The following is an 18,699-nucleotide window of genomic DNA, read 5'->3' as shown; positions in this document are numbered from 1 at the left end:
GTTTTTTATTTTCAACTAATGAAAACCGCTATTCCCAGCCGACCATGCGCTGATAGAGCGCGTAGACCGGATCGGCTGCCGTGTCGGGCCGATACGCCGACGGCTCGGTGTCGATCATCCTTGGCGTCCTGCGCTCTGGTGCCGCTTCCGCCCCGTCAGCATCGGGCTCGGCATCCTCACCGCCGGATTTCGCCTGCTGCTCGTCCTGCGGCGCACCGTCCTGGTGATGGTGATGTTGGTGACTCGTTTCACCGGCCTTTTCGTTCGACGGCGTATCCTTGGCGAACTGATAGGGCAGCTGGGCATAGGCAAAGCCCTCCGGCACCCTGGCCGCGAGCGGCACATAAGAGGCCTCGGCCATCTCGGGAAGCGGCATCGGTTGCGGCTGTGCGGCGATTTCTTTCGACTGTCGGGCGGCGGCAGCCGTGGCTCCGGTTTCCATCTGCGACGGGTGGAGCGCTGCGGACCGTCGAGCGTCGGCGGCGGCCAGATCTGCCGGCTGTCTCGTCAAGGTCTCCTTCGCTTCGCTAATGACGGCTTCGTCGAGAATGACATCGATCTCCACCGCCGCCTCGACAGCACCATCCTCCATCACGTTTTCCGAGTCCTGCTCGCGGATGATGGTGACGATCATCTCGGAGACCTCTTCGGTCATCGAGGCGACGATTCCCGTCCAGTTCCGGGGAATGACAGGATCGGCTTTTTCCGACGTTGCGCGAGGCTGAATGACCGGCAGTTCCGTCACCTCGGCCGTGTCGTCACCTGGCTCCGCCGGTGCCGGGCGCCGAGCTTCGACCTTCGGGGCAACCTCTGCTTTTGTCGCCGAAGCGGAGCGAATCCGGTTTTCAGACTGCGAAATTTCAGGATCAGCGGCTTCCACGGTTGCGGCGGTCACCGCTTCCTCGGTTGCCGCAAGCAGGGCGGTCTCGAACAATTTGCCGGCTGGTTCGGTTCGCTTTTCCGCCGGCTGGCGCATCGTGGCGGGCAGGCTGTCTTCATGCAGCTGGATCTCGGGCCGGGCTTCGGCACGCATCGGAGACGCGTCGTTCTGGCCATAGGAGCGGACAACGGCACGGGCGGCAAGATCGCGATCCTTGTAACGCACCATTTCCAGATAGGCGATGATACGCGCCGCCTCAGGCCCCGCCGGGTTCTTCAGGGCTTCGGCGATCATCCGGAGCGGCAGGTTGTGACCTTGCTCATTCAGCTGGCGTTCGACCTCATCGATTCTGGCGGCCGGCAGCCGCTGAATGGCGTCGGCAAGCCGAGAGGCGAAGGCCAGATTGGTCTCGTCTTCACGGCGATCGTGGGAAATGGAACGGCCGGCCGCATCGATGACATCGAAAAGGGCTTCGACCATGCGCTCGCGCGCCGCAAGGAGCAGGATATTGAGCTTGCCGGCAATGGCGGAATTCAGGTCGGCGGCTTCGACCGCGTTGACGGGCGCGGGGGCAATCACCGAACGGTCAAGACCGCCAGCAACGATCGCCGCAGTCTGGCCCTGAGATGAAAAGCTTGCATTGGACGCTGCACGAACGGGGGTCAACATGGCATGCCCTTTCGTAAAGTGACGATGAAAGCAGGCTCTATGAAAGGACCGCGCTCATCCGGTCCCTTGCATCCCGAGCAGATCCTCCTGTCCGCATGACGCAAGCGGCGCCATCGAATGCCTAAAAATTAAATCGGATATTAAGAAACAGAGATTAACCAATCGCTAACGCCCGCGGATCAGTTCATCCGCGGCTGCAGACAGTGGAGACTGACGGCAATTCGCTTAGCTGTGAGCGAAGATATCGGCCTCTTCCCAGCCGAGAAGGTCGAGCTTGGCGCGGGTCGGCAGGAATGCGAAGCAGGCCGTAGCGTGGTCGAAGCGGCCGTCGCGGATCAGGCGGGCCGTCAGCTTGTCGCGAAGCGCGTGCAGATAAAGCACGTCGGATGCGGCATATTCGAGCTGGGCCGGCGACAGTGTCTCGGCCGCCCAATCGGAAGATTGCTGCGCCTTGGAGACGTCGACATCGAGCATCTCCTTGAGATTGTCCTTGAGGCCGTGGCGATCGGTGTAGGTGCGGCAGAGGCGCGAGGCGATCTTGGTGCAGAACACCGGGTTCGTCGTGACGCCGAAAGTATGGAAGAGCACGGCGATATCGAAGCGGCCGTAATGAAAGATCTTCTGGTGCGTGGGATCTTCGAGCAGAGCGACGAGATTGGGGGCCTCTGTCTGGCCGGCGGCAATGCGGATGACGTCGGCGGTGCCGTCGCCCGGAGAAAGCTGGACGACGCAGAGACGATCCCGCCGCGGCACTAGGCCCAGCGTCTCGGTATCGATCGCGATCGCGCCGGTATAGCGGGCCGCATCGGTCGCGGAAATATCGCCTTCGTGATAACGGATGGTGGCGGCCATGAGACTGTCTTTCGTTCGGATATTCTCCACTCGCGCTATAGCGCAAAGGCACACATTGCGAAACTGCTTCCTGCTGCGGCTGGTTCAGAATGTCGGCGGCGTGTTGATCCAGAGGAGCACGGTTTCGCCATCGTGGCGGTTGCGCCAGGAATGGTAGCGGCGGCTTTCGAAATACATTGAATCGCCCGGGCCGAGATCGAAGAACTGGTCGCTGTCGAGCACCAGTTCCAGCCGGCCGGACAGGACATGCATGAATTCCTCGCCTTCGTGGCGATAGGCGCCCTCGCTGGCGGCGCCGGGCGCCAGCACGAAACGGTGGCAATCCATCATCCTTCGGCCTTCGGCAAGCAGCTGCACCGTGACTCCGGGGGTCGTTTCCGGCCAGGTGCGCCACTCGCCGGCGCGTATCACTGCCGGCACCTCCTCGCTTTCCGCGCCGGAGAGGCGGGAGACGGTGGTGGCGTAATATTCGGCGAGGTCGTGCAGCGTCTTGAATCCGACGCCTTGCGAGGTGCGTTCCAGCGTCGAGAGCGTCGAAGCGGTGATGCCGATATCACCGGCGACCTGATCAAGCGTTTTGCCCGCGGCGTGGCGGAGGCTCCGCAATTTACGGCCGAGGCCGGAATCTTGGCCGGGTTCGGCACCGTCGGCGGAAGGTTCCTCGCTCTCCAGCGCCTCGCGAATGGCCGCGGGATTGAGACCGCGCTCGGCCCGATACCAGGAGATGCGCTTCAGTCGCGCCACGTCGTCGGCGCTATATTGGCGATGGCCGGTTTCGGAGCGGCCGGGAACGACCAGACCCTGGCTTTCCCAGAGGCGCAACGTCGAGGCGGAGACGCCCGCCAGCCGCGCGGCCTCCGCCACCTTGTAGCGCACAGGCCCGTTGTCACTCATCAGCCAATACCCCGATTCTCGTTGCGCGAGCATTCATCAAATTGCGTGATGTTTGAAGCAAAAAATGCCGCTTGTTTTCTTGCAGAAAAAATGTAGGAATTTCCAGAGTATCTTACAGAACTTATGTAAGATAAATCCAAAAACTTCAAACGGGAGCAGATCGATGACCGCGACACACCTTACCGACCGGAAGAATGCCGCGATTTCGCGCGGTGTCGGCATGACCACCCAGATCTATGCGGACCGCGCAGAGAATGCCGAAATCTGGGACAAGGAGGGCCGCCGCTATATCGATTTCGCCGCCGGCATCGCCGTGCTCAACACCGGTCACCGCCATCCCAGGGTTATCGCAGCGGTCAAGGAGCAACTCGACCACTTTACCCACACCTGCCATCAGGTCGTGCCCTACGAGAACTACGTCAGCCTTGCCGAACGGTTGAACGCGCTGTTGCCCGGCAATTTCCAGAAGAAGACGATCTTCGTCACCACTGGCGCCGAGGCGGTCGAGAATGCCGTCAAGATTGCACGCGCGGCAACCGGCCGCTCGGCCGTCATCGCCTTCAGCGGCGGTTTCCATGGCCGCACCTTCATGGGCATGGCGCTGACCGGCAAGGTCGTGCCCTACAAGGTCGGCTTCGGCGCGATGCCCGGCGACGTGTTCCATGTTCCTTTCCCGGTAGAACTTCACGGCGTCTCCGTCGACCAATCGCTCGCAGCGCTGAAGAAACTCTTCGCCGCCGATGTCGATCCGCAGCGCGTCGCCGCCATTATCCTCGAGCCGGTGCAGGGCGAAGGCGGCTTCTATCCGGCGCCCGTGGCCTTCATGAAAGCACTGCGCGAACTCTGCGACCAGCACGGCATCCTCTTGATCGCTGACGAGGTGCAGACCGGTTTTGCCCGCACCGGCAGAATGTTCGCGATGGATCATCATGAGGTGGCCGCCGACCTGACGACGATGGCGAAAAGCCTTGCCGGCGGCTTCCCGCTTGCTGCCGTCACCGGCCGCGCCGAAGTCATGGACGCGCCGGGACCGGGCGGGCTCGGCGGCACATACGGCGGCAACCCGCTCGGCATCGCAGCTGCCCATGCCGTCCTCGACGTCATCGCGGACGAAGACCTCTGCAGTCGCGCCAACCAGCTCGGCGGACGGCTGAAGCAGCGGCTTGAATCCTTGCGCGAGAAGGTGCCGGAGATTGCCGATATTCGCGGACCCGGCTTCATGAACGCCGTCGAATTCAATGACCGGACGACGGGATTGCCGAGTGCTGACTTCGCCAACAAGGTGCGGCTGACAGCGCTCGACAAGGGGCTGATCCTGCTCACCTGCGGCGTCCATGGCAACGTCATCCGCTTCCTCGCGCCGATCACCATTCAGGACGAGGTCTTTGGCGAGGCGCTCGACATTCTCGAGACGTCAATGCTGGAAGCAAGCACGGGCAAGTGACCGCATCGGAACCGCATTCAATTCCCAATGAGGATATGACATGGCTTTCACCACCGCACTGACAAAGCACGTTCCTTTCTCTTCTCCCTTGCTTCGCGACGCCGGCTACATCAACGGCGTCTGGACATCAGGCAATGCTGCTGGAACTTTCGACGTGCTCAACCCGGCAACCGGCGAGCTGCTCGCCTCCCTGCCCGATATGGGCGCAGCCGAAACGCGAACGGCGATCGATGCGGCCTATGCCGCCCAGCCGGCCTGGGCTGCCCGCCCGGCCAAGGAGCGCAGCGTCATCCTGCGCAAATGGTTCGACCTGATCGTCGCCAATGCCGACGAACTCGCGGCGATCCTGACGGCCGAAATGGGCAAGCCCTTCCCGGAAGCACGCGGCGAGATCCTTTATGCCGCCGCCTATATCGAATGGTATGCGGAAGAGGCCAAGCGCATTTACGGGGAGACGATCCCGGCGCCTTCCAACGATAAACGCATGATCGTCATCAAGCAGCCGGTCGGCGTCGTTGGCACGATCACGCCGTGGAATTTCCCGGCGGCGATGATTGCCCGCAAGATCGCGCCGGCGCTTGCCGTCGGCTGCACTGTCGTGTCGAAGCCGGCCGAGCAGACGCCGCTGACGGCGATTGCCCTTGCCGTGCTCGCCGAACAGGCCGGCATTCCCGCCGGCGTCTTCAATCTCATTGTCGGGCTCGATGGCCCGGCGATCGGCCGCGAGCTCTGCGGCAATGAAAAAGTGCGCAAGATCAGCTTCACCGGCTCGACCGAGGTCGGCCGTATCCTGATGCGGCAATGCGCCGACCAGATCAAGAAGGTGAGCCTGGAGCTCGGCGGCAATGCGCCGTTCATTGTCTTTGATGATGCTGATCTCGACGCCGCAGTGGAGGGCGCGATCGCCTCCAAATATCGCAATGCAGGGCAGACCTGCGTTTGCGCCAACCGCCTCTATATCCAATCAAACGTCTATGACGCCTTTGCCGCCAAGCTCGCCGCCAAAGTCGCCGCAATGTCGGTTGGCGACGGGTTCAAGCCGGGTGTCGAGATCGGGCCGCTGATCGACGAGCAGGGGCTCGCCAAGGTGGAGGACCATGTCGGCGACGCGCTTGCTAAGGGCGCCAATGTTCTGACCGGCGGCAAGCGCCTCGACGGCACCGGCACCTTCTTTGCGCCGACAGTGCTGACCGGCGTGACCCGCGGTATGACGGTGGCGCGCGAGGAAACCTTCGGGCCGGTAGCGCCGCTCTTCCGCTTCGAGACGGCCGAGGACGTCATTGCTCAGGCCAACGACACGGAATTCGGCCTGGCCGCCTATTTCTATGCCGGCGACCTCAAGAAGGTCTGGCGGGTGGCGGAAGCGCTGGAATATGGCATGATCGGCATCAATACCGGCCTGATGTCGTCAGAGACGGCGCCCTTCGGCGGCATCAAACAATCGGGCCTTGGCCGCGAGGGCTCGCGCCACGGCGCCGACGACTATCTGGAGATGAAATATCTCTGCATCGGCGGGGTCTGACCTGCTGCATTGATCCGAGAAGCACTGGCAGGCGGCGCAATGCCGCCATGCCTTCAATAGTGCGGCGGCCGGGTGATCGAGGGTGCTTCCAGCGTCTGCTCCTCGAGCGACAGAAAGCGTTCTGTCAGCCGGTCGAGCTTGGTGCGCATCTGCTCCACGATTTTCCATTGTTCGGCGAGTTGATCGGAAAGCTCCTCGATCGTCTTTGCCTGATAGGCCAGCATTTCCTCCAGCCGGGTGATGCGGTTGGTCTCGTCGGACATCGATCCTCCTTTGCCGACACCGGCAGAATAGATGAGTTTTCCAAAGCGGAAATAGGCCGCCACGTCAATGTTTTCGACCGCCGGCGCGGCCATGCGCAAAACTGAACCGTTTGGTTACCAAAAGACCTTGCCGTGCCTGATGTTGTGGGGTAGTGCCCTATCCATCAGGGAGGAATACTGATGGACGCAGGCAACGGCTTTCTTCATCCGGACCGGCTCTTTCCGGCCGACCCGGCGACACGGACCATCGCGCGGGACCTCTACGAGACAGTGCGCAATCTTCCGATCGTCAGCCCGCACGGGCACACCGAGCCATCCTGGTTCGCCGACGACAAGCCCTTCGAAGATGCGGCCTCGCTGCTGGTCATTCCCGATCATTATCTCTTCCGCATGCTGCACAGCGTCGGCGTCGCCCTGGACCAACTCGGCGTTCCCAGGCTCGACGGCAAGCCAGTGGCCGAGGGCCGTGCCATCTGGCGGACCTTTGCCAAACATTACCATCTCTTCCGCGGAACGCCCTCGAGCCTCTGGGTGGACCACGCGATGTCAGTCGTGCTCGGCTGCACCGAGCCGCTGACGGCTGATAATGCCGACGCGCTCTACGATCACATCAATGCCCAGCTCGCCCGTCCCGAATTCCGCCCGCGGGCGCTGCATCAGCGATTCGGCATCGAAACGATCGCGACGACGGAAGGCGCGCTCGACCCGCTTGTCCATCACCAGAAAATGGCGGCGGAGGGCTGGATCGGCAAGGTCCGGACCACTTACCGGCCGGACAGCGTCACCGATCCCGATGCCGTCGGCTTCCGCGACAATCTCGTCAAATTCGGAGAGATCACCGGCGCCGATGTCACGCGCTGGGACGGCCTGATCGAGGCGCATCGGCGTCGGCGCGCCTATTTCCGCCAGTTCGGCGCAACGGCGACCGATCACGGCGTGCCCACGGCTTTCACCGCCGATCTGCCGCTTGCCGAAAAGCAGGCGCTGCTCGACAAGGCGTTAAAGGGCCCGCTTTCGGCTGTTGACGCCGAGCTCTTTCGCGGCCAGATGATGACCGAAATGGCCGGTCTTTCGGCCGAGGACGGCATGGTAATGCAGATCCATGCGGGCTCGAGACGCAATACCGACAGCGGGCTCTTTGCCACCCGCGGCCCCAATATGGGCGCCGATATCCCTACACGCACAGACTGGGTCGGCGGCCTCAATGCGCTGCTTTCCAAATATGGCCATGCGCCGGGCCTGCGCATCTTGCTGTTCACGCTCGACGAGACGACCTATGCGCGGGAGCTGGCGCCGATGGCGGGCCATTGGCCCTGCCTGATGGTGGGCCCGCCCTGGTGGTTCCATGACAGCCCGCTCGGGATTCGCCGCTATCTCGACCAGGTGGTCGAGACTGCCGGTTTCGCCAATATGGCTGGTTTCAACGACGACACGCGCGCGCTGCTGTCGATCCCGGCCCGCCATGACGTCTGGCGGCGCGAAGTCTGCCGCTTCCTCGCTGGGCTCGCCGCCGAGCACCGGATTTCCAGGAAGGAAGCCGAGATTGTCGCGCGCGAACTCTCCTATGACAATGCAAAGAAGGCCTATAAGCTGTGAGCGATAGACTGCAGAACGTGACCGGCCTTGCGCCGACGGCGAAGCTTCCCGCCTATGACAGGAATGCGCTGAAGGCCGGCATCCTGCATCTCGGCCCGGGCGCCTTCTTCCGCGCCCATTTCGCACCCTTCACGGATGCTGCGCTTGCGGCCGCAGGCGGCGACTGGGGCATCGAGGTGGCGAGCCTGCGCACGCCCGACGTCGCGGATAATCTCTCCGCCCAGAACGGCCTCTATACGATGCTGATCCGCGACACGTCAGGCACCACGGCCGAAGTGATCGGCTCGATCCTGAAGGCGCATGTTGCGCCGCGCGATCCGGCCGGACTGCTGGCACGGCTCGAGGATCCCGCCATCCGCATCGTCAGCATGACGGTCACGGAAAAAGCCTATGGCTTCGATCCCGCAACCGGCGGCCTCGACCTCAAACATCCCGACATCGTCGCCGACCTCGCCAACCGGCATGCGCCGCGCGGCGTCATCGGTTATCTCGTCGAAGGCCTCGCACGCCGCCGGCAGAAGGGTGTAGCGCCCTTCACGCCGCTCAGCTGCGACAACCTGCCGAGCAATGGAGCGGTGCTGAGGCGACTCGTGCTGGAATTCACCTCACGCATCGATCCCGACCTGCATCGCTGGATCGAAGCGAATGTCCCCTTCCCTTCGACGATGGTCGACCGCATCACGCCAGCAAGCACCGAAGCGACGTATGCCGATGCCGAACGCCTGACGGGCCGCACCGATATGGCGGCGATCGAGACCGAGCCCTTTACGCAATGGGTCATCGAAGACCATTTCGCTAATGGTCGGCCGGCCTGGGAAAAGGTGCGCGGCGCGCTGATGGTCGAGGAAGTTTCGGCCTACGAAAAAATGAAGCTTAGGATGCTGAACGGCGCGCATTCGTTGCTTGCCTATCTCGGCTATATCGGCGGCTATGAATTCATTCGCGACGTGATGGATGATGCGGGCCTCGCCGCCCTTGCCTACCGCCACATGCACGCGGCCGCGAGAACGCTCGACGCCGTGCCGGGCATCAATCTCGACGATTACGCCAAGGAATTGATAGCACGCTTTGCAAACAAGGCGATCGCGCATCGCACCTACCAGATCGCCATGGACGGCACGCAAAAACTGCCGCAGCGCCTGCTGGAGCCGGCTTGCGAGGCGCTAGCCCATGGCGACAGGGCGGAGACCTATGCGATCGCCGTCGCGGCATGGATGCGTTATGCGATGGGCGAGCGCGGCAATGGCGAACGCTATGAGCTGCGCGATCCCCGCGCTCAGGAAATCGCCGCGCTGATTGCCGATGTCCCCCGCACCGGTCCGGCGATTTCGGCGGCGCTCTTCACCCTGCCCGGCCTCTTCCCGTCGGCTTTGACAAGATTCCGGGCCTGGACGCAGGATGTTTCGGACAAGCTCGAGATCTTGATCCAGGACGACCGGCTGCCGCTGTTTTGAGAGCTTGAAGGCTTTCAGCAAAGGGCTTGCCGTTTGGCACCCCCCTCTGCCCTGCCGGGCATCTCCCCCACAGGTGGGGAGATCGGCTGGGCCCAGCGGTTTCGCCAAACAACACCGCTTGGCAGTCCGTGAATTGCTGGAAAGGGACCGAGCGGTCGCCTCTTGCCGATCTCCACCCTTGTGGGGGAGATGCCCGGCAGGGCAGAGGGGGGTGTCCCACGGCACGCCGTCTCTTCGCGTCACTTCATGTCAGCCCTTCACGCGCGCCATCTCCGGATCATAGAGCGGCGCCAGCGACACCTTGCAGGGAATGCGTTCCCTTGCGACGTCGAGCTCATAGACGCCGGAGAGGACGAAATCCTCGGTCACCCCCTCGGGATTGCGGACGTAGCCGTAGCCGATCGCCTTCCCAAGCGTATAACCGAAGCCGCCGCTCGAGAGCCAGCCGACACGCTTGCCGTCGCGATAGATGGTTTCGCGGCCGAGCAGCACTGTATTGGGATCGTCGGGAACGAAGCAGCCAAGGCGCTTTTTCACGCCGTCCTTCAGCTGCCGCTCGATCGCCCCGCGGCCGCGGAAGGGGATGTTCTTGCGGATCTTCACCGCCCAGCCGAGGCCGGCTTCGACAGGCGTGTGATCGGGGCCGATATCGGATCCCCAGGCGCGATACCCCTTTTCCAGACGGCAGCTCTCGATGGCGCGATAGCCGGCATTGACAAGGCCGAATTCGCCGCCTGATGCCATCAGCACGTCATAGACTGTGGTGGCAAATTCGACTGGGACATGCAGCTCGTAGCCGAGTTCGCCGACATAGGTAATGCGCAGCGCGCGCACCGGGCAGCCCGATATGCCGATGGTCCTGACCTGGCCGAAGGGGAAGGCCGCATTGGAGACATCGGCGCCGGTCACGTTTTCGAGCACCGCTCGCGCATTCGGCCCCATCAGCGACAGAACGGAATAAGCTGACGTGACGTCGACAAGTTCGGCATGCATCTCGTCCGGAATATTGCGTGCGATCCAATCGAAGTCGTGGGTGGCAAAACCCGTGCCGGTGACGATGTAATATTCGTTCTCGGCGATACGGGCGACGGTCAGATCGCATTCGATGCCACCCCTGTCGTTCAGCATCTGGGTGTAGACGAGCGATCCCACAGGCTTTGCGACATCGTTGGAAGCGATCCAGGAGAGTGCTGCCTCGGCATCCCTGCCCTTCAGCACGAATTTGGCAAAGGAGGTCTGGTCGAAGATGACCGCCGCTTCGCGCACCGCCTTATGCTCGCGGCCGACGGCCTCGAACCAGTTCTGACGGCCATAGCTGTACATATCCCGTGGCTCTTCATTGGCGAAGAGATCGGCAAACCAGTTCGGCCGCTCCCAGCCGAGCTTCTCGCCGAAACAGGCGCCCTGTGCCTTCAGCCGGTCATAGAGCGGCGATTTGCGGCAGGGGCGGCCGCTCGAATGCTCCTCGAACGGCCAGGCCATGGTGTAGTGTTTGCCATAGGCTTCGAGCGTGCGGGTGCGCACCCAGTCGGTATCGAAATGCGGGCGTCCAAAACGGCGAATGTCGACCGGCCAGAGATCATAGGGCGGCTCTCCCTTCGTCACCCATTCGGCAAGCGCCATGCCGGCGCCGCCGGCAGACGCGATGCCGAAGGCGTTGAAGCCGGCGCCGACGAAGAAATTCTTCAGCTCCGGCGCCTCGCCCAGAATGAAATTGCCATCCGGCGTGAAGCTTTCCGGGCCGTTCAAGAGCTGCTTGACGCCGACTTTCTCCAGCGCCGGAACACGGCCGAGCGCCTGCTCCATGATCTGCTCGAAATGCTCAAAATTGCTGTCCAGCAGCGTGTAGTGGAAACCCTCGGGGATCCCATCTTTCGCCCAGCCAATCGGATTCGGCTCATAGCCGCCCATGACGATGCCGCCAACCTCCTCCTTGTAATAGGTGAGCCGATCGGGATCACGCAGCGTCGGCAGGTTAGAAGGCACACCGAAGGATTCGGTGATGATATATTGGTGCTCGACGGAGACCAGCGGCACGTTGACGCCGAAGCGGGCGGCGAAGGCGCGCGTCCATTGGCCGGCACAGACGACGACCCGCTCGCATTCGATGCGCCCCTCAGCGGTGATGACGGCACGGACCTTTCCCTTGTCGATGTCGAGATCGAGAACCTCGGTATCCTCGAAAAGCGAGACGCCCGATATACGGGCGCCTTTCGCCAACGCCTGGGTGATGTCGGAGGGGTTGGCCTGACCGTCGGTTGGAAGAAAGGCGGCGCCGACGAGATCGTCAATCGTCATCAGCGGCCAGAGATCGAAGGCTTCCTGCGGCGTCAGCAACTGCATGTCCAGGCCGAAGGATTGAGCCGTGGTCGCCTGGCGCTTTACTTCCGTCCAGCGTTCCTCATTGCAGGCAAGGCGCAGACCGCCATTCATCTTCCAGCCGGTGCCGAGGCCGGTTTCCGCCTCCAGCCGCTTGTAGAGATCGACGGAGTAACCGAGCAACTGGGTGATGTTGGCGCTCGTGCGCAGCTGGCCGACGAGGCCGGCGGCGTGGAACGTGGTGCCGGAGGTGAGCTTCTTGCGTTCGAGCAGGACGGTATCGGTCCAGCCGAGCTTGCCGAGATGATAAGCTGTCGAGCAGCCGATGATGCCGCCGCCGATGACCACGGCCTTTGCCGTCTTCGGTAACTGTCTCGTCATTTATTGGTCCCGTTCAAAGGCTTGGTAGGCGCGCTCGAAACGCGCGAGATTCTCGGCCGTGTAGGTGGCATAGTCGAAATCGATGGTGGAATGGATTTCCGAAATCATGCTCCAGAGCGTCTCGCGCAGGAGCGAGGCGCATTTCATCGCGGCGTATCGTCTGATCAGCTCATCGGCTGGCGGCCGGTCGAAATAGATTTCCAGCATCAGCCGCTCGGCCGATTCCGGCAGTTCGTTGTTGGAGGCCAATCCACCAAGATCGAAAAGCGGCGTGTTGAAGCCGGCATAGTCCCAGTCGATCAGCCAAAGCCGCTTGCCGTCATCGAGAAAATTGGCTGCCAGCAGATCATTGTGGCCGAAGGCGATATCGAAAGGTCCTGCCGCTTCTTCCAGTGTCTCGGCCTTGGTGAGGAGTGTCGCAAGCAAGGGAAGGTAGGCGCTGCCTGCCGCTTTCAGGTTGGCGGCATAATCGCGAATGACGTGGAAGACCCAGAAGATCATCGCCGGGCCGCGGAAATGCCGGGCGATATCATGGTGACAGGCACGCACCAGCGGGACCACGCGGGCAAGCATGCCAGGCGCCCTGATATCCTCCGGCAAAAGCGCCCTCGCCTCGATATATTCGAGCACCAGCACGCCAGGCGAATAGTGAATGACGGCAGGCGACAGGCCGGCGGCATGTGCGGCGTGGCTGGCGGCAAGCTCGTTCAGGCGGCTGATGTGATGGATCGGAATGTCGGTGCCCAATCTCACCACGCAACGCGCGACGGCATCGCTGACCAGATAGTTCCTGTTGGTGATGCCGCCTGCTATCGGCGATATTTCGATCGAGCCCTGCCAGATGCCAAGCGCATGAATCCTATCCTCAGGCGTCATGCTCACCCCTCCTTGCGGACCCTTCCGAAATGATGGGACAGAGCAGGATCGGCTGTCAAGCAGCGGCGGCAGCGCCACGCATCCTTCCGGACTCGCGGGAGCGCTCCCGAGAGTCAGATCGTTTTACCGGCGGCGTCGAATACGTGGCAGCGGGCGGGATCGAAGAAGGTCTTCACATTGGCGCCCCGCTCGACCTTCTGCTGGCCGTCAAGGGCGATCGTCAAGAGCTGCCCATCCGGCGTCGTAGTGTAAAGCATGGTGGCGCCGCCAAGATTTTCGACGAGATCGACATTGACGGTCGAGAGCGTGATGGCGCCCTCTGTAAGCGAAAGATGTTCGGGACGAATGCCGAAGGTGACCTCCTGACCGGCCTCGCCTTTCAGCCGGCGCGGCAGGCGGACGGAGTTGCCGCAGACGTGAATGCTGGTTTCGGCCTCGCCGACCTTTTCGATGCGGGCCTTGAGGAAATTCATCTTCGGGCTGCCGATGAATCCTGCGACGAAACGGTTCGCCGGGTTGTTGTAGAGATCGAGAGGCGCGCCGACCTGCTCGATGCGGCCTGAATTCAACACGACGATCTTGTCTGCCATCGTCATGGCCTCGACCTGATCATGCGTGACGTAGATCATCGTGTTGCCGAGCTGCCGATGCAGGCGGGAGATCTCGACACGCATCTGCACGCGCAGTTCGGCATCAAGGTTGGACAGCGGTTCGTCGAACAGGAAGATGCGTGGTTCCCGCACGATGGCGCGGCCGATCGCCACGCGCTGGCGCTGGCCGCCGGAGAGCGCTTTCGGCTTCCGCTCAAGGAGCTTCTCGATCTGCAGGATCTCGGCGGCGCGCTTTACTTTCGGCTGGATCTCGGCCTTCTTGTACCCCGCCGTCTCCAGACCGAAGGCGAGGTTCTTGTAAACCGACATATGCGGATAGAGGGCGTAGGACTGGAAGACCATGGCGATGCCGCGCTTGGCGGGCGCCACCTCGTTCATGCGTTCGCTGTCGAGCAGCAGCGCGCCGCCCGAGATCTCCTCGAGGCCGGCGATCATCCGCAGAAGGGTGGATTTGCCGCAGCCCGAGGGGCCGACGAAAACGACGAATTCGCCGGGATCGATCGTCAGGTCGATGCCATGGATCACATCCATTGCGCCGTAGCGCTTCTCGACCTTCTGAAGAACGACACTGGTTGCCATCTTCTCAAAACCCCTCTCTTTTACAGGTTACTTCGTTCTTGCGCGCCAATCGGCGTATTTCGGACTGTCGGGACCGACCGGCAGCGGCACTTCGGCGCCGCTGTCGGAAGACTGGTAGATGGCGGTGACGAGTTCGAGCGCACGGCGCGCATCCTTCGTAGTCACCGGCAGGGGTCCAGTGCCGCTGAGGAAGGCGTGGAACTGACCCATCTGGGTGGTGAAGCGCGGCGCAACGGGCTGCCAGTCGCCGACCACGCGATCGATCTTTTCCTGAACGTCGTCACTGGCGGCGATGATCTTCCAGGGATCCTTGCCCGGCGTATAGGGTTCGTGCGTGCTTTCGAAGGTGACATTTTCGAAATGCAGTCTCAGCCGGCTGATCTGTTCCTGCGAGCCGAGCGTGCAGGACAGCGAGACGAAGGCGCCGTTTTCCATCAGCAGGCTGGCGGAGGCACAATCCTCGACCTCGATATCATTGACGCGGGTGGCGACGCGGCCGAAGACCCTTGCCGCTGGACCCATCAGATGCATCAGCATGTCGTGCAGGTGCAGGGCATGGGTGACGAGCACGCCGCCGAGTTCGGTCGCCCATTTGCCGCGCCAGGGCACGGCGTAATATTCGGGCTTGCGCAGCCAGAAGGTTTCCACGGAAGCCGTATAGGGCTTGCCGGCAATGCCGGCATCGATGATCCGTTTGGCTTTCTGGATGCCGTCGCCGTAGCGGTACTGGAAGATCGGCATCAGCACGCCTTTGGCAGTCTTTTCCGCTTCCATGATCGTATCGACGCCGGCGAGCGAGCCCGTCAGCGGCTTTTCGCAGACGACATGCTTGCCGGCACCGAGAGCGGCGACGACCTGCTCCAGATGAATGCCGGGAGGGGTGCAGATATCGATGATGTCGATCGTTTCGTCGGCCAGCAGCGTCTCGAAAGAGGTGGTGCGGCGTTCGATGCCGAACTCGTCGCCGACGGCGGCCATGCGTTCTTCGTTCAGATCGCAGATCGCCGCCACCTTGAACTTATCGGAATGCGGCAGATAGCCTTCGACGATATGCGAACGGCCAATGCCGCAGCCGACGATCGCGACGGTCTTGATGCTCATGTCACTCTTTTCCATTGCCGCCATCAGCGTTTCATGCCGGTCGTGGCGATGCCTTCGATCAGCAGGCGCTGGAAGAACAGGAAGAAGAAGAACACCGGCACCAGCGTCAGGGTCGACATGGCGAAGAGACCACCCCAATCCGAAGCGCTGGTGGAATCCACGAAGGTGCGCAGACCGAGCTGGATCGTGTAGGTGTTCATGTCGTTCAGATAGATCAGAGGTCCGAAGAAATCGTCCCAGGTCCAGATGAAGGAGAAGATGGCGGCCGTTGCCAGCACCGGCAGCGACAGCGGCAGCATGATCTTCCAATAGATCCGCCAGGCGCTGCAGCCGTCCATCATCGCTGCCTCGTCGAGTTCGCGCGGGATGCCGCGGAAGAACTGCACCATCAGGAAGATGAAGAAGGCGTCACTTGCCAGAAACTTCGGCACGACGAGCGGCAGGATGGTGTTGACCCAGCCAAGGTTGAGGAACAGCACATATTGCGGAATCAGCGTCACGTGATAGGGGATCATCAGCGTGCCGAGCATGATCGCGAACCAGAAGTTCCGGCCGGCAAAACGTAATCTGGCAAAGGCGAAGGCCGTCAGCGAGCAGGCGATGACATTGCCTGTCACGACCAGCAGCGAGATGACGAGCGAATTCCAGAAGAATCGTCCGAAGCTGACGTCGAGGCCGACCCACCCGCGCGCATAAGACGAAAAATCGATCGACGACGGAATGAGCGAAGTCGACGAGAAGATCTCGGTTTCCGGCCTGACCGAAGCCGAAACCATCCACAGCAACGGATAGACCATGAGCAGCGAAGCGGCGATCAGCAGGGCGTGGACAATGAGCGACCCGGGCAGGCTGCGTTTGGTGATATCGGATGGCGGCCTGGCCGCAGTCACGGAAGCGGTCATCTCAGTCATCGTAGTGCACCCAATAACGCGAGCTCAGGAAGGAGAAGGCGGTGAAGATCGCGATGATAACCACCAGGATCCAGGCAAGGGCCGAGGCATAGCCCATGCGGAAATTGCCGAAGGCCTCCTGATAGAGGTAGAGCGTGTAGAACAGTGTCGAGTTGATCGGGCCGCCGGTGCCGCCCGATATGATGAAGGCGGGCGTGAAGGCCTTGAAGGCTTCGATCGTCTGCACGACAGCGTTGAAGAAGATCACCGGCGTCAGAAGCGGCAGAGTGATCTTGTAGAACTGCCGGAATTTCGAGGCGCCGTCGAGGCTGGCCGCCTCATACATGTCTTGCGGGATCTGGCGCAGGCCGGCGAGAAAGATGATCATCGGCGAACCGAACTGCCAGACGGACAGCGCGACCAGCGTATAGATCGAATAGTTCGGATGCGAGATCCAGCTCGGCCCTTCGATGCCAATCTGGGCGAGGGCGGCGTTGACGAGGCCGTCGCTGGCGAAAAGCTGGCGCCAGAGCACGGCGATCGCGACGCTGCCGCCGAGCAGCGACGGCAGATAGAAGATGGCACGGTAGATAGGCAGACCGCGCAGGCCGCGGTTCAGCGCCATGGCGACCAGCAAGGCAAAGGTGAGCTTGAACGGCACCGAAAAGACGACATAGGTCAGGGTGACGTGCATGGCGGCCGAGAATTTCGGATCCGCCGTGGCGATGCGCACGTAATTCGCCATTCCTACCCACCGCGGCGACTGCAGCATGTCGAAGTCGGTGAAGGAGAGGTAGAGCGAAATCAGGGCCGGCCCGAGCGTCAGCCCGAAAAAGCCGATGAGCCACGGAAGGAGGAAGAGATAGCCGGGAGCATTGGCATTCCAAAGACGCCTGAAGCGTCCTTCGGCCACGGCCCCCTGATATCTTTCCACTGTTATGGCCCCTGCGGGCGTGCGCATCGCATTGCTCATACGGGATCAGCCTCGTGCGAGAATTCGCGTGATTTCGTCCACAAGCTGCTTGCCGCCATCGGAGGGAGACAGCTGACCGAAGGCGACCTGTTCAGCGATGTTGCGGAGAATGAGGGTGCCTTCGCCTGCACCGGTCGGCGGAGGGGGCGGCAGCGGGCCAGCGAGATCGCCGAGGCCGGCGACATAGTCAAGCGGAACCTTTCCGGTTTCGTCCAGCTTGGTCGCTACGACATCTCGCATTGCCTTTGATTCAGGAATGCCACGCTCCACGTCGAGGATCACCGCGGCTTCCGGATTTTTGACGAAGAAGTTGACGTAATCAACTGCCTGATCCATCACCTTCGACTGCGCTGAGACTGAGAAGAACATCGAAGGCTTGCGGTAGTGGCCGCCCTTCGACTCCGGAGTAATGCGCATGTAATTGGTCAGAGCCAGCTTGTCCTTGACCATGGCCTGATAGCCGACGAATTGGTTGCTATGCGCATAATCGCAGGCAGCCTTACCAAGCGTAAGCGGGCTGGTATCAATCGTGTCTTTGTACAGAGCCTGAATATCAGGTGTGACGCAAGCTCCGGCTTCGCGGAACTTCGCCCACATATCGAACCATTCGGTAGCTTCTTCAGGACCGAAAGCGATCTTTGAGTCGGCCGTGTATAGCGCCTTGCCCCGTTGGCGGAGGTAATTTTCAAGAGCAGGCTCGACACCGCTGCCGTCGGCAAAGCCGAAGTAACCCTTGCGCTTACCGGCCTTGGTCATCTCAGCGCCAATCTTGCCGAATTCTTCCCACGTCGTCTTCTGCGTCGGCATATCAATACCCGCCTCCTTGAAGGCTGCGGCATTCAGCACTGTTGCGGCCGAGTTGGCACCGAGACTGACGCCATAGAGATGGCCATCGACCTTGCCACCTTCGATCTGCGCCTGGTCGAAATCCTCCAACTGCAGCTTCGACGGCATGTAGGATTCCAGAGGGGCAAGGGCGCCTCGCCGGGCATATTCGACGATATAGCGATAGTCCATCTGTATGATGTCCGGCGCGTTACGACCGGCGACCTGGGTTGCAAGCCGCGGCCAGTAATCGGCCCAGCCGAGAAACTCGCCGGTGATGGCGGTACCGGCATTCTTCGCCTTGTAAAGTTCCGAGACCTTATTGGTGCGGTCGGCGCGCGGCTGCGAGCCCCACCATAGGAGACGCAGGCGCGTTTCCTGTGCCAAGGCGCTGGTTCCGAGCGCCGAAAGCGACAGAAGCGCCGCACTTCCTGCAACGAAATTACGTCTGCTAACACGTAGAGTCATTTTTTTCCTCCTCCAAAGGGAAGCGCCTCCACACGCTTCCAATTTAGTTTTGCTTGCGCAAATAACTAATTGGTTACAAGCTACGAGCAAAGCGGCAAGCCT

At 61.8% G+C, this 18,699-nt stretch carries 15 protein-coding genes; 4 read left to right on the top strand and 11 right to left on the bottom strand.

From position 1 onward, the window contains the following. Positions 1-28 precede the first annotated feature (28 nt). The 3 genes from NMA58_RS20765 to NMA58_RS20755 form a co-directional block, all read right to left on the bottom strand. Positions 29-1,549, bottom strand: coding sequence for a hypothetical protein (locus NMA58_RS20765; RefSeq protein ID WP_434711778.1), 1,521 nt, complete (start codon positions 1,547-1,549; stop codon positions 29-31). A 225-nt stretch (positions 1,550-1,774) separates the two neighbouring features. After that, a complete protein-coding gene (locus tag NMA58_RS20760) occupies positions 1,775-2,401 on the bottom strand; it encodes a ribonuclease D (protein WP_434711777.1) in 627 nt (208 codons plus the stop codon). Positions 2,402-2,485: 84 nt separating this feature from the next. Beyond that, positions 2,486-3,295 (bottom strand): MerR family transcriptional regulator, encoded by an 810-nt coding sequence (locus NMA58_RS20755; protein WP_434711776.1) that lies wholly within the window; start codon positions 3,293-3,295, stop codon positions 2,486-2,488. A gap of 163 nt (positions 3,296-3,458) precedes the next feature. Here NMA58_RS20755 and NMA58_RS20750 point away from each other — a divergent pair, with 163 nt between their 5' ends. Together NMA58_RS20750 and NMA58_RS20745 are read left to right on the top strand one after the other, a co-directional pair. Next, a complete protein-coding gene (locus NMA58_RS20750; protein ID WP_430960656.1) occupies positions 3,459-4,739 on the top strand; it encodes a 4-aminobutyrate--2-oxoglutarate transaminase in 1,281 nt (426 codons plus the stop codon). 40 nt (positions 4,740-4,779) lie between these two features. Beyond that, complete coding sequence (locus NMA58_RS20745) at positions 4,780-6,261, top strand: NAD-dependent succinate-semialdehyde dehydrogenase (RefSeq protein WP_434711775.1); 1,482 nt, start codon at positions 4,780-4,782, stop codon at positions 6,259-6,261. Positions 6,262-6,314: 53 nt separating this feature from the next. Here NMA58_RS20745 and NMA58_RS20740 read toward each other — a convergent pair whose 3' ends face one another. Next, on the bottom strand, positions 6,315-6,524 hold the full coding sequence (locus tag NMA58_RS20740; RefSeq protein WP_434711774.1) for a SlyX family protein: 210 nt from the start codon (positions 6,522-6,524) through the stop codon (positions 6,315-6,317). A 180-nt stretch (positions 6,525-6,704) separates the two neighbouring features. Here NMA58_RS20740 and uxaC point away from each other — a divergent pair, with 180 nt between their 5' ends. Together uxaC and NMA58_RS20730 are read left to right on the top strand one after the other, a co-directional pair. Next, positions 6,705-8,120, top strand: coding sequence for a glucuronate isomerase (gene uxaC, locus NMA58_RS20735; protein ID WP_434711773.1), 1,416 nt, complete (start codon positions 6,705-6,707; stop codon positions 8,118-8,120). After that, positions 8,117-9,574 carry a mannitol dehydrogenase family protein gene (locus tag NMA58_RS20730; RefSeq protein ID WP_184459814.1) on the top strand — a complete coding sequence of 486 codons (1,458 nt, stop codon included), beginning with the start codon at positions 8,117-8,119 and terminating at the stop codon, positions 9,572-9,574. The genes uxaC and NMA58_RS20730 overlap by 4 nt, the downstream gene beginning before the upstream one ends. A gap of 249 nt (positions 9,575-9,823) precedes the next feature. On the opposite strand, the gene NMA58_RS20725 is transcribed toward NMA58_RS20730, so the two are convergent. The 7 genes from NMA58_RS20725 to NMA58_RS20695 form a co-directional block, all read right to left on the bottom strand. After that, positions 9,824-12,274, bottom strand: coding sequence for a GcvT family protein (locus tag NMA58_RS20725; protein ID WP_434711772.1), 2,451 nt, complete (start codon positions 12,272-12,274; stop codon positions 9,824-9,826). After that, positions 12,275-13,150 carry a phosphotransferase gene (locus tag NMA58_RS20720; RefSeq protein ID WP_434711770.1) on the bottom strand — a complete coding sequence of 292 codons (876 nt, stop codon included), beginning with the start codon at positions 13,148-13,150 and terminating at the stop codon, positions 12,275-12,277. It lies immediately after the preceding gene. A 113-nt stretch (positions 13,151-13,263) separates the two neighbouring features. After that, positions 13,264-14,340 (bottom strand): ABC transporter ATP-binding protein, encoded by a 1,077-nt coding sequence (locus NMA58_RS20715; protein ID WP_430960649.1) that lies wholly within the window; start codon positions 14,338-14,340, stop codon positions 13,264-13,266. Between the two features lie 27 nt (positions 14,341-14,367). Further along, positions 14,368-15,465, bottom strand: a complete 1,098-nt coding sequence (locus tag NMA58_RS20710; protein WP_434711768.1) for a Gfo/Idh/MocA family protein — start codon at positions 15,463-15,465, stop codon at positions 14,368-14,370. Beyond that, on the bottom strand, positions 15,465-16,352 hold the full coding sequence (locus NMA58_RS20705; protein ID WP_088396864.1) for a carbohydrate ABC transporter permease: 888 nt from the start codon (positions 16,350-16,352) through the stop codon (positions 15,465-15,467). The genes NMA58_RS20710 and NMA58_RS20705 overlap by 1 nt, the downstream gene beginning before the upstream one ends. Then, complete coding sequence (locus NMA58_RS20700) at positions 16,345-17,304, bottom strand: carbohydrate ABC transporter permease (RefSeq protein ID WP_085776486.1); 960 nt, start codon at positions 17,302-17,304, stop codon at positions 16,345-16,347. The genes NMA58_RS20705 and NMA58_RS20700 overlap by 8 nt, the downstream gene beginning before the upstream one ends. Before the next feature lie 6 nt (positions 17,305-17,310). Continuing rightward, a complete protein-coding gene (locus NMA58_RS20695) occupies positions 17,311-18,597 on the bottom strand; it encodes an ABC transporter substrate-binding protein (RefSeq protein ID WP_434711766.1) in 1,287 nt (428 codons plus the stop codon). Between the last annotated feature and the right edge of the window lie 102 nt (positions 18,598-18,699).

The organism is Rhizobium sp. YTUHZ045, assembly GCF_051124255.1.
GTDB lineage: Bacteria > Pseudomonadota > Alphaproteobacteria > Rhizobiales > Rhizobiaceae > Rhizobium.
Note: the sequence above shows the minus strand (reverse complement) of the source record. Positions and strands in the feature narration are given on the sequence as shown.

Bases quoted from the DNA above. Each gene is read 5' to 3' on its own strand.
- NMA58_RS20765 (WP_434711778.1), bottom strand. From the start codon at position 1,549: ATGTTGACCCCCGTTCGTGCAGCGTCCAATGCAAGCTTTTCATCTCAG.
- NMA58_RS20760 (WP_434711777.1), bottom strand. From the start codon at position 2,401: ATGGCCGCCACCATCCGTTATCACGAAGGCGATATTTCCGCGACCGAT.
- NMA58_RS20755 (WP_434711776.1), bottom strand. From the start codon at position 3,295: ATGAGTGACAACGGGCCTGTGCGCTACAAGGTGGCGGAGGCCGCGCGG.
- NMA58_RS20750 (WP_430960656.1), top strand. From the start codon at position 3,459: ATGACCGCGACACACCTTACCGACCGGAAGAATGCCGCGATTTCGCGC.
- NMA58_RS20745 (WP_434711775.1), top strand. From the start codon at position 4,780: ATGGCTTTCACCACCGCACTGACAAAGCACGTTCCTTTCTCTTCTCCC.
- NMA58_RS20740 (WP_434711774.1), bottom strand. From the start codon at position 6,524: ATGTCCGACGAGACCAACCGCATCACCCGGCTGGAGGAAATGCTGGCC.
- uxaC (WP_434711773.1), top strand. From the start codon at position 6,705: ATGGACGCAGGCAACGGCTTTCTTCATCCGGACCGGCTCTTTCCGGCC.
- NMA58_RS20725 (WP_434711772.1), bottom strand. From the start codon at position 12,274: ATGACGAGACAGTTACCGAAGACGGCAAAGGCCGTGGTCATCGGCGGC.
- NMA58_RS20720 (WP_434711770.1), bottom strand. From the start codon at position 13,150: ATGACGCCTGAGGATAGGATTCATGCGCTTGGCATCTGGCAGGGCTCG.
- NMA58_RS20715 (WP_430960649.1), bottom strand. From the start codon at position 14,340: ATGGCAACCAGTGTCGTTCTTCAGAAGGTCGAGAAGCGCTACGGCGCA.
- NMA58_RS20710 (WP_434711768.1), bottom strand. From the start codon at position 15,465: ATGGCGGCAATGGAAAAGAGTGACATGAGCATCAAGACCGTCGCGATC.
- NMA58_RS20705 (WP_088396864.1), bottom strand. From the start codon at position 16,352: ATGACTGAGATGACCGCTTCCGTGACTGCGGCCAGGCCGCCATCCGAT.
- NMA58_RS20700 (WP_085776486.1), bottom strand. From the start codon at position 17,304: ATGAGCAATGCGATGCGCACGCCCGCAGGGGCCATAACAGTGGAAAGA.
- NMA58_RS20695 (WP_434711766.1), bottom strand. From the start codon at position 18,597: ATGACTCTACGTGTTAGCAGACGTAATTTCGTTGCAGGAAGTGCGGCG.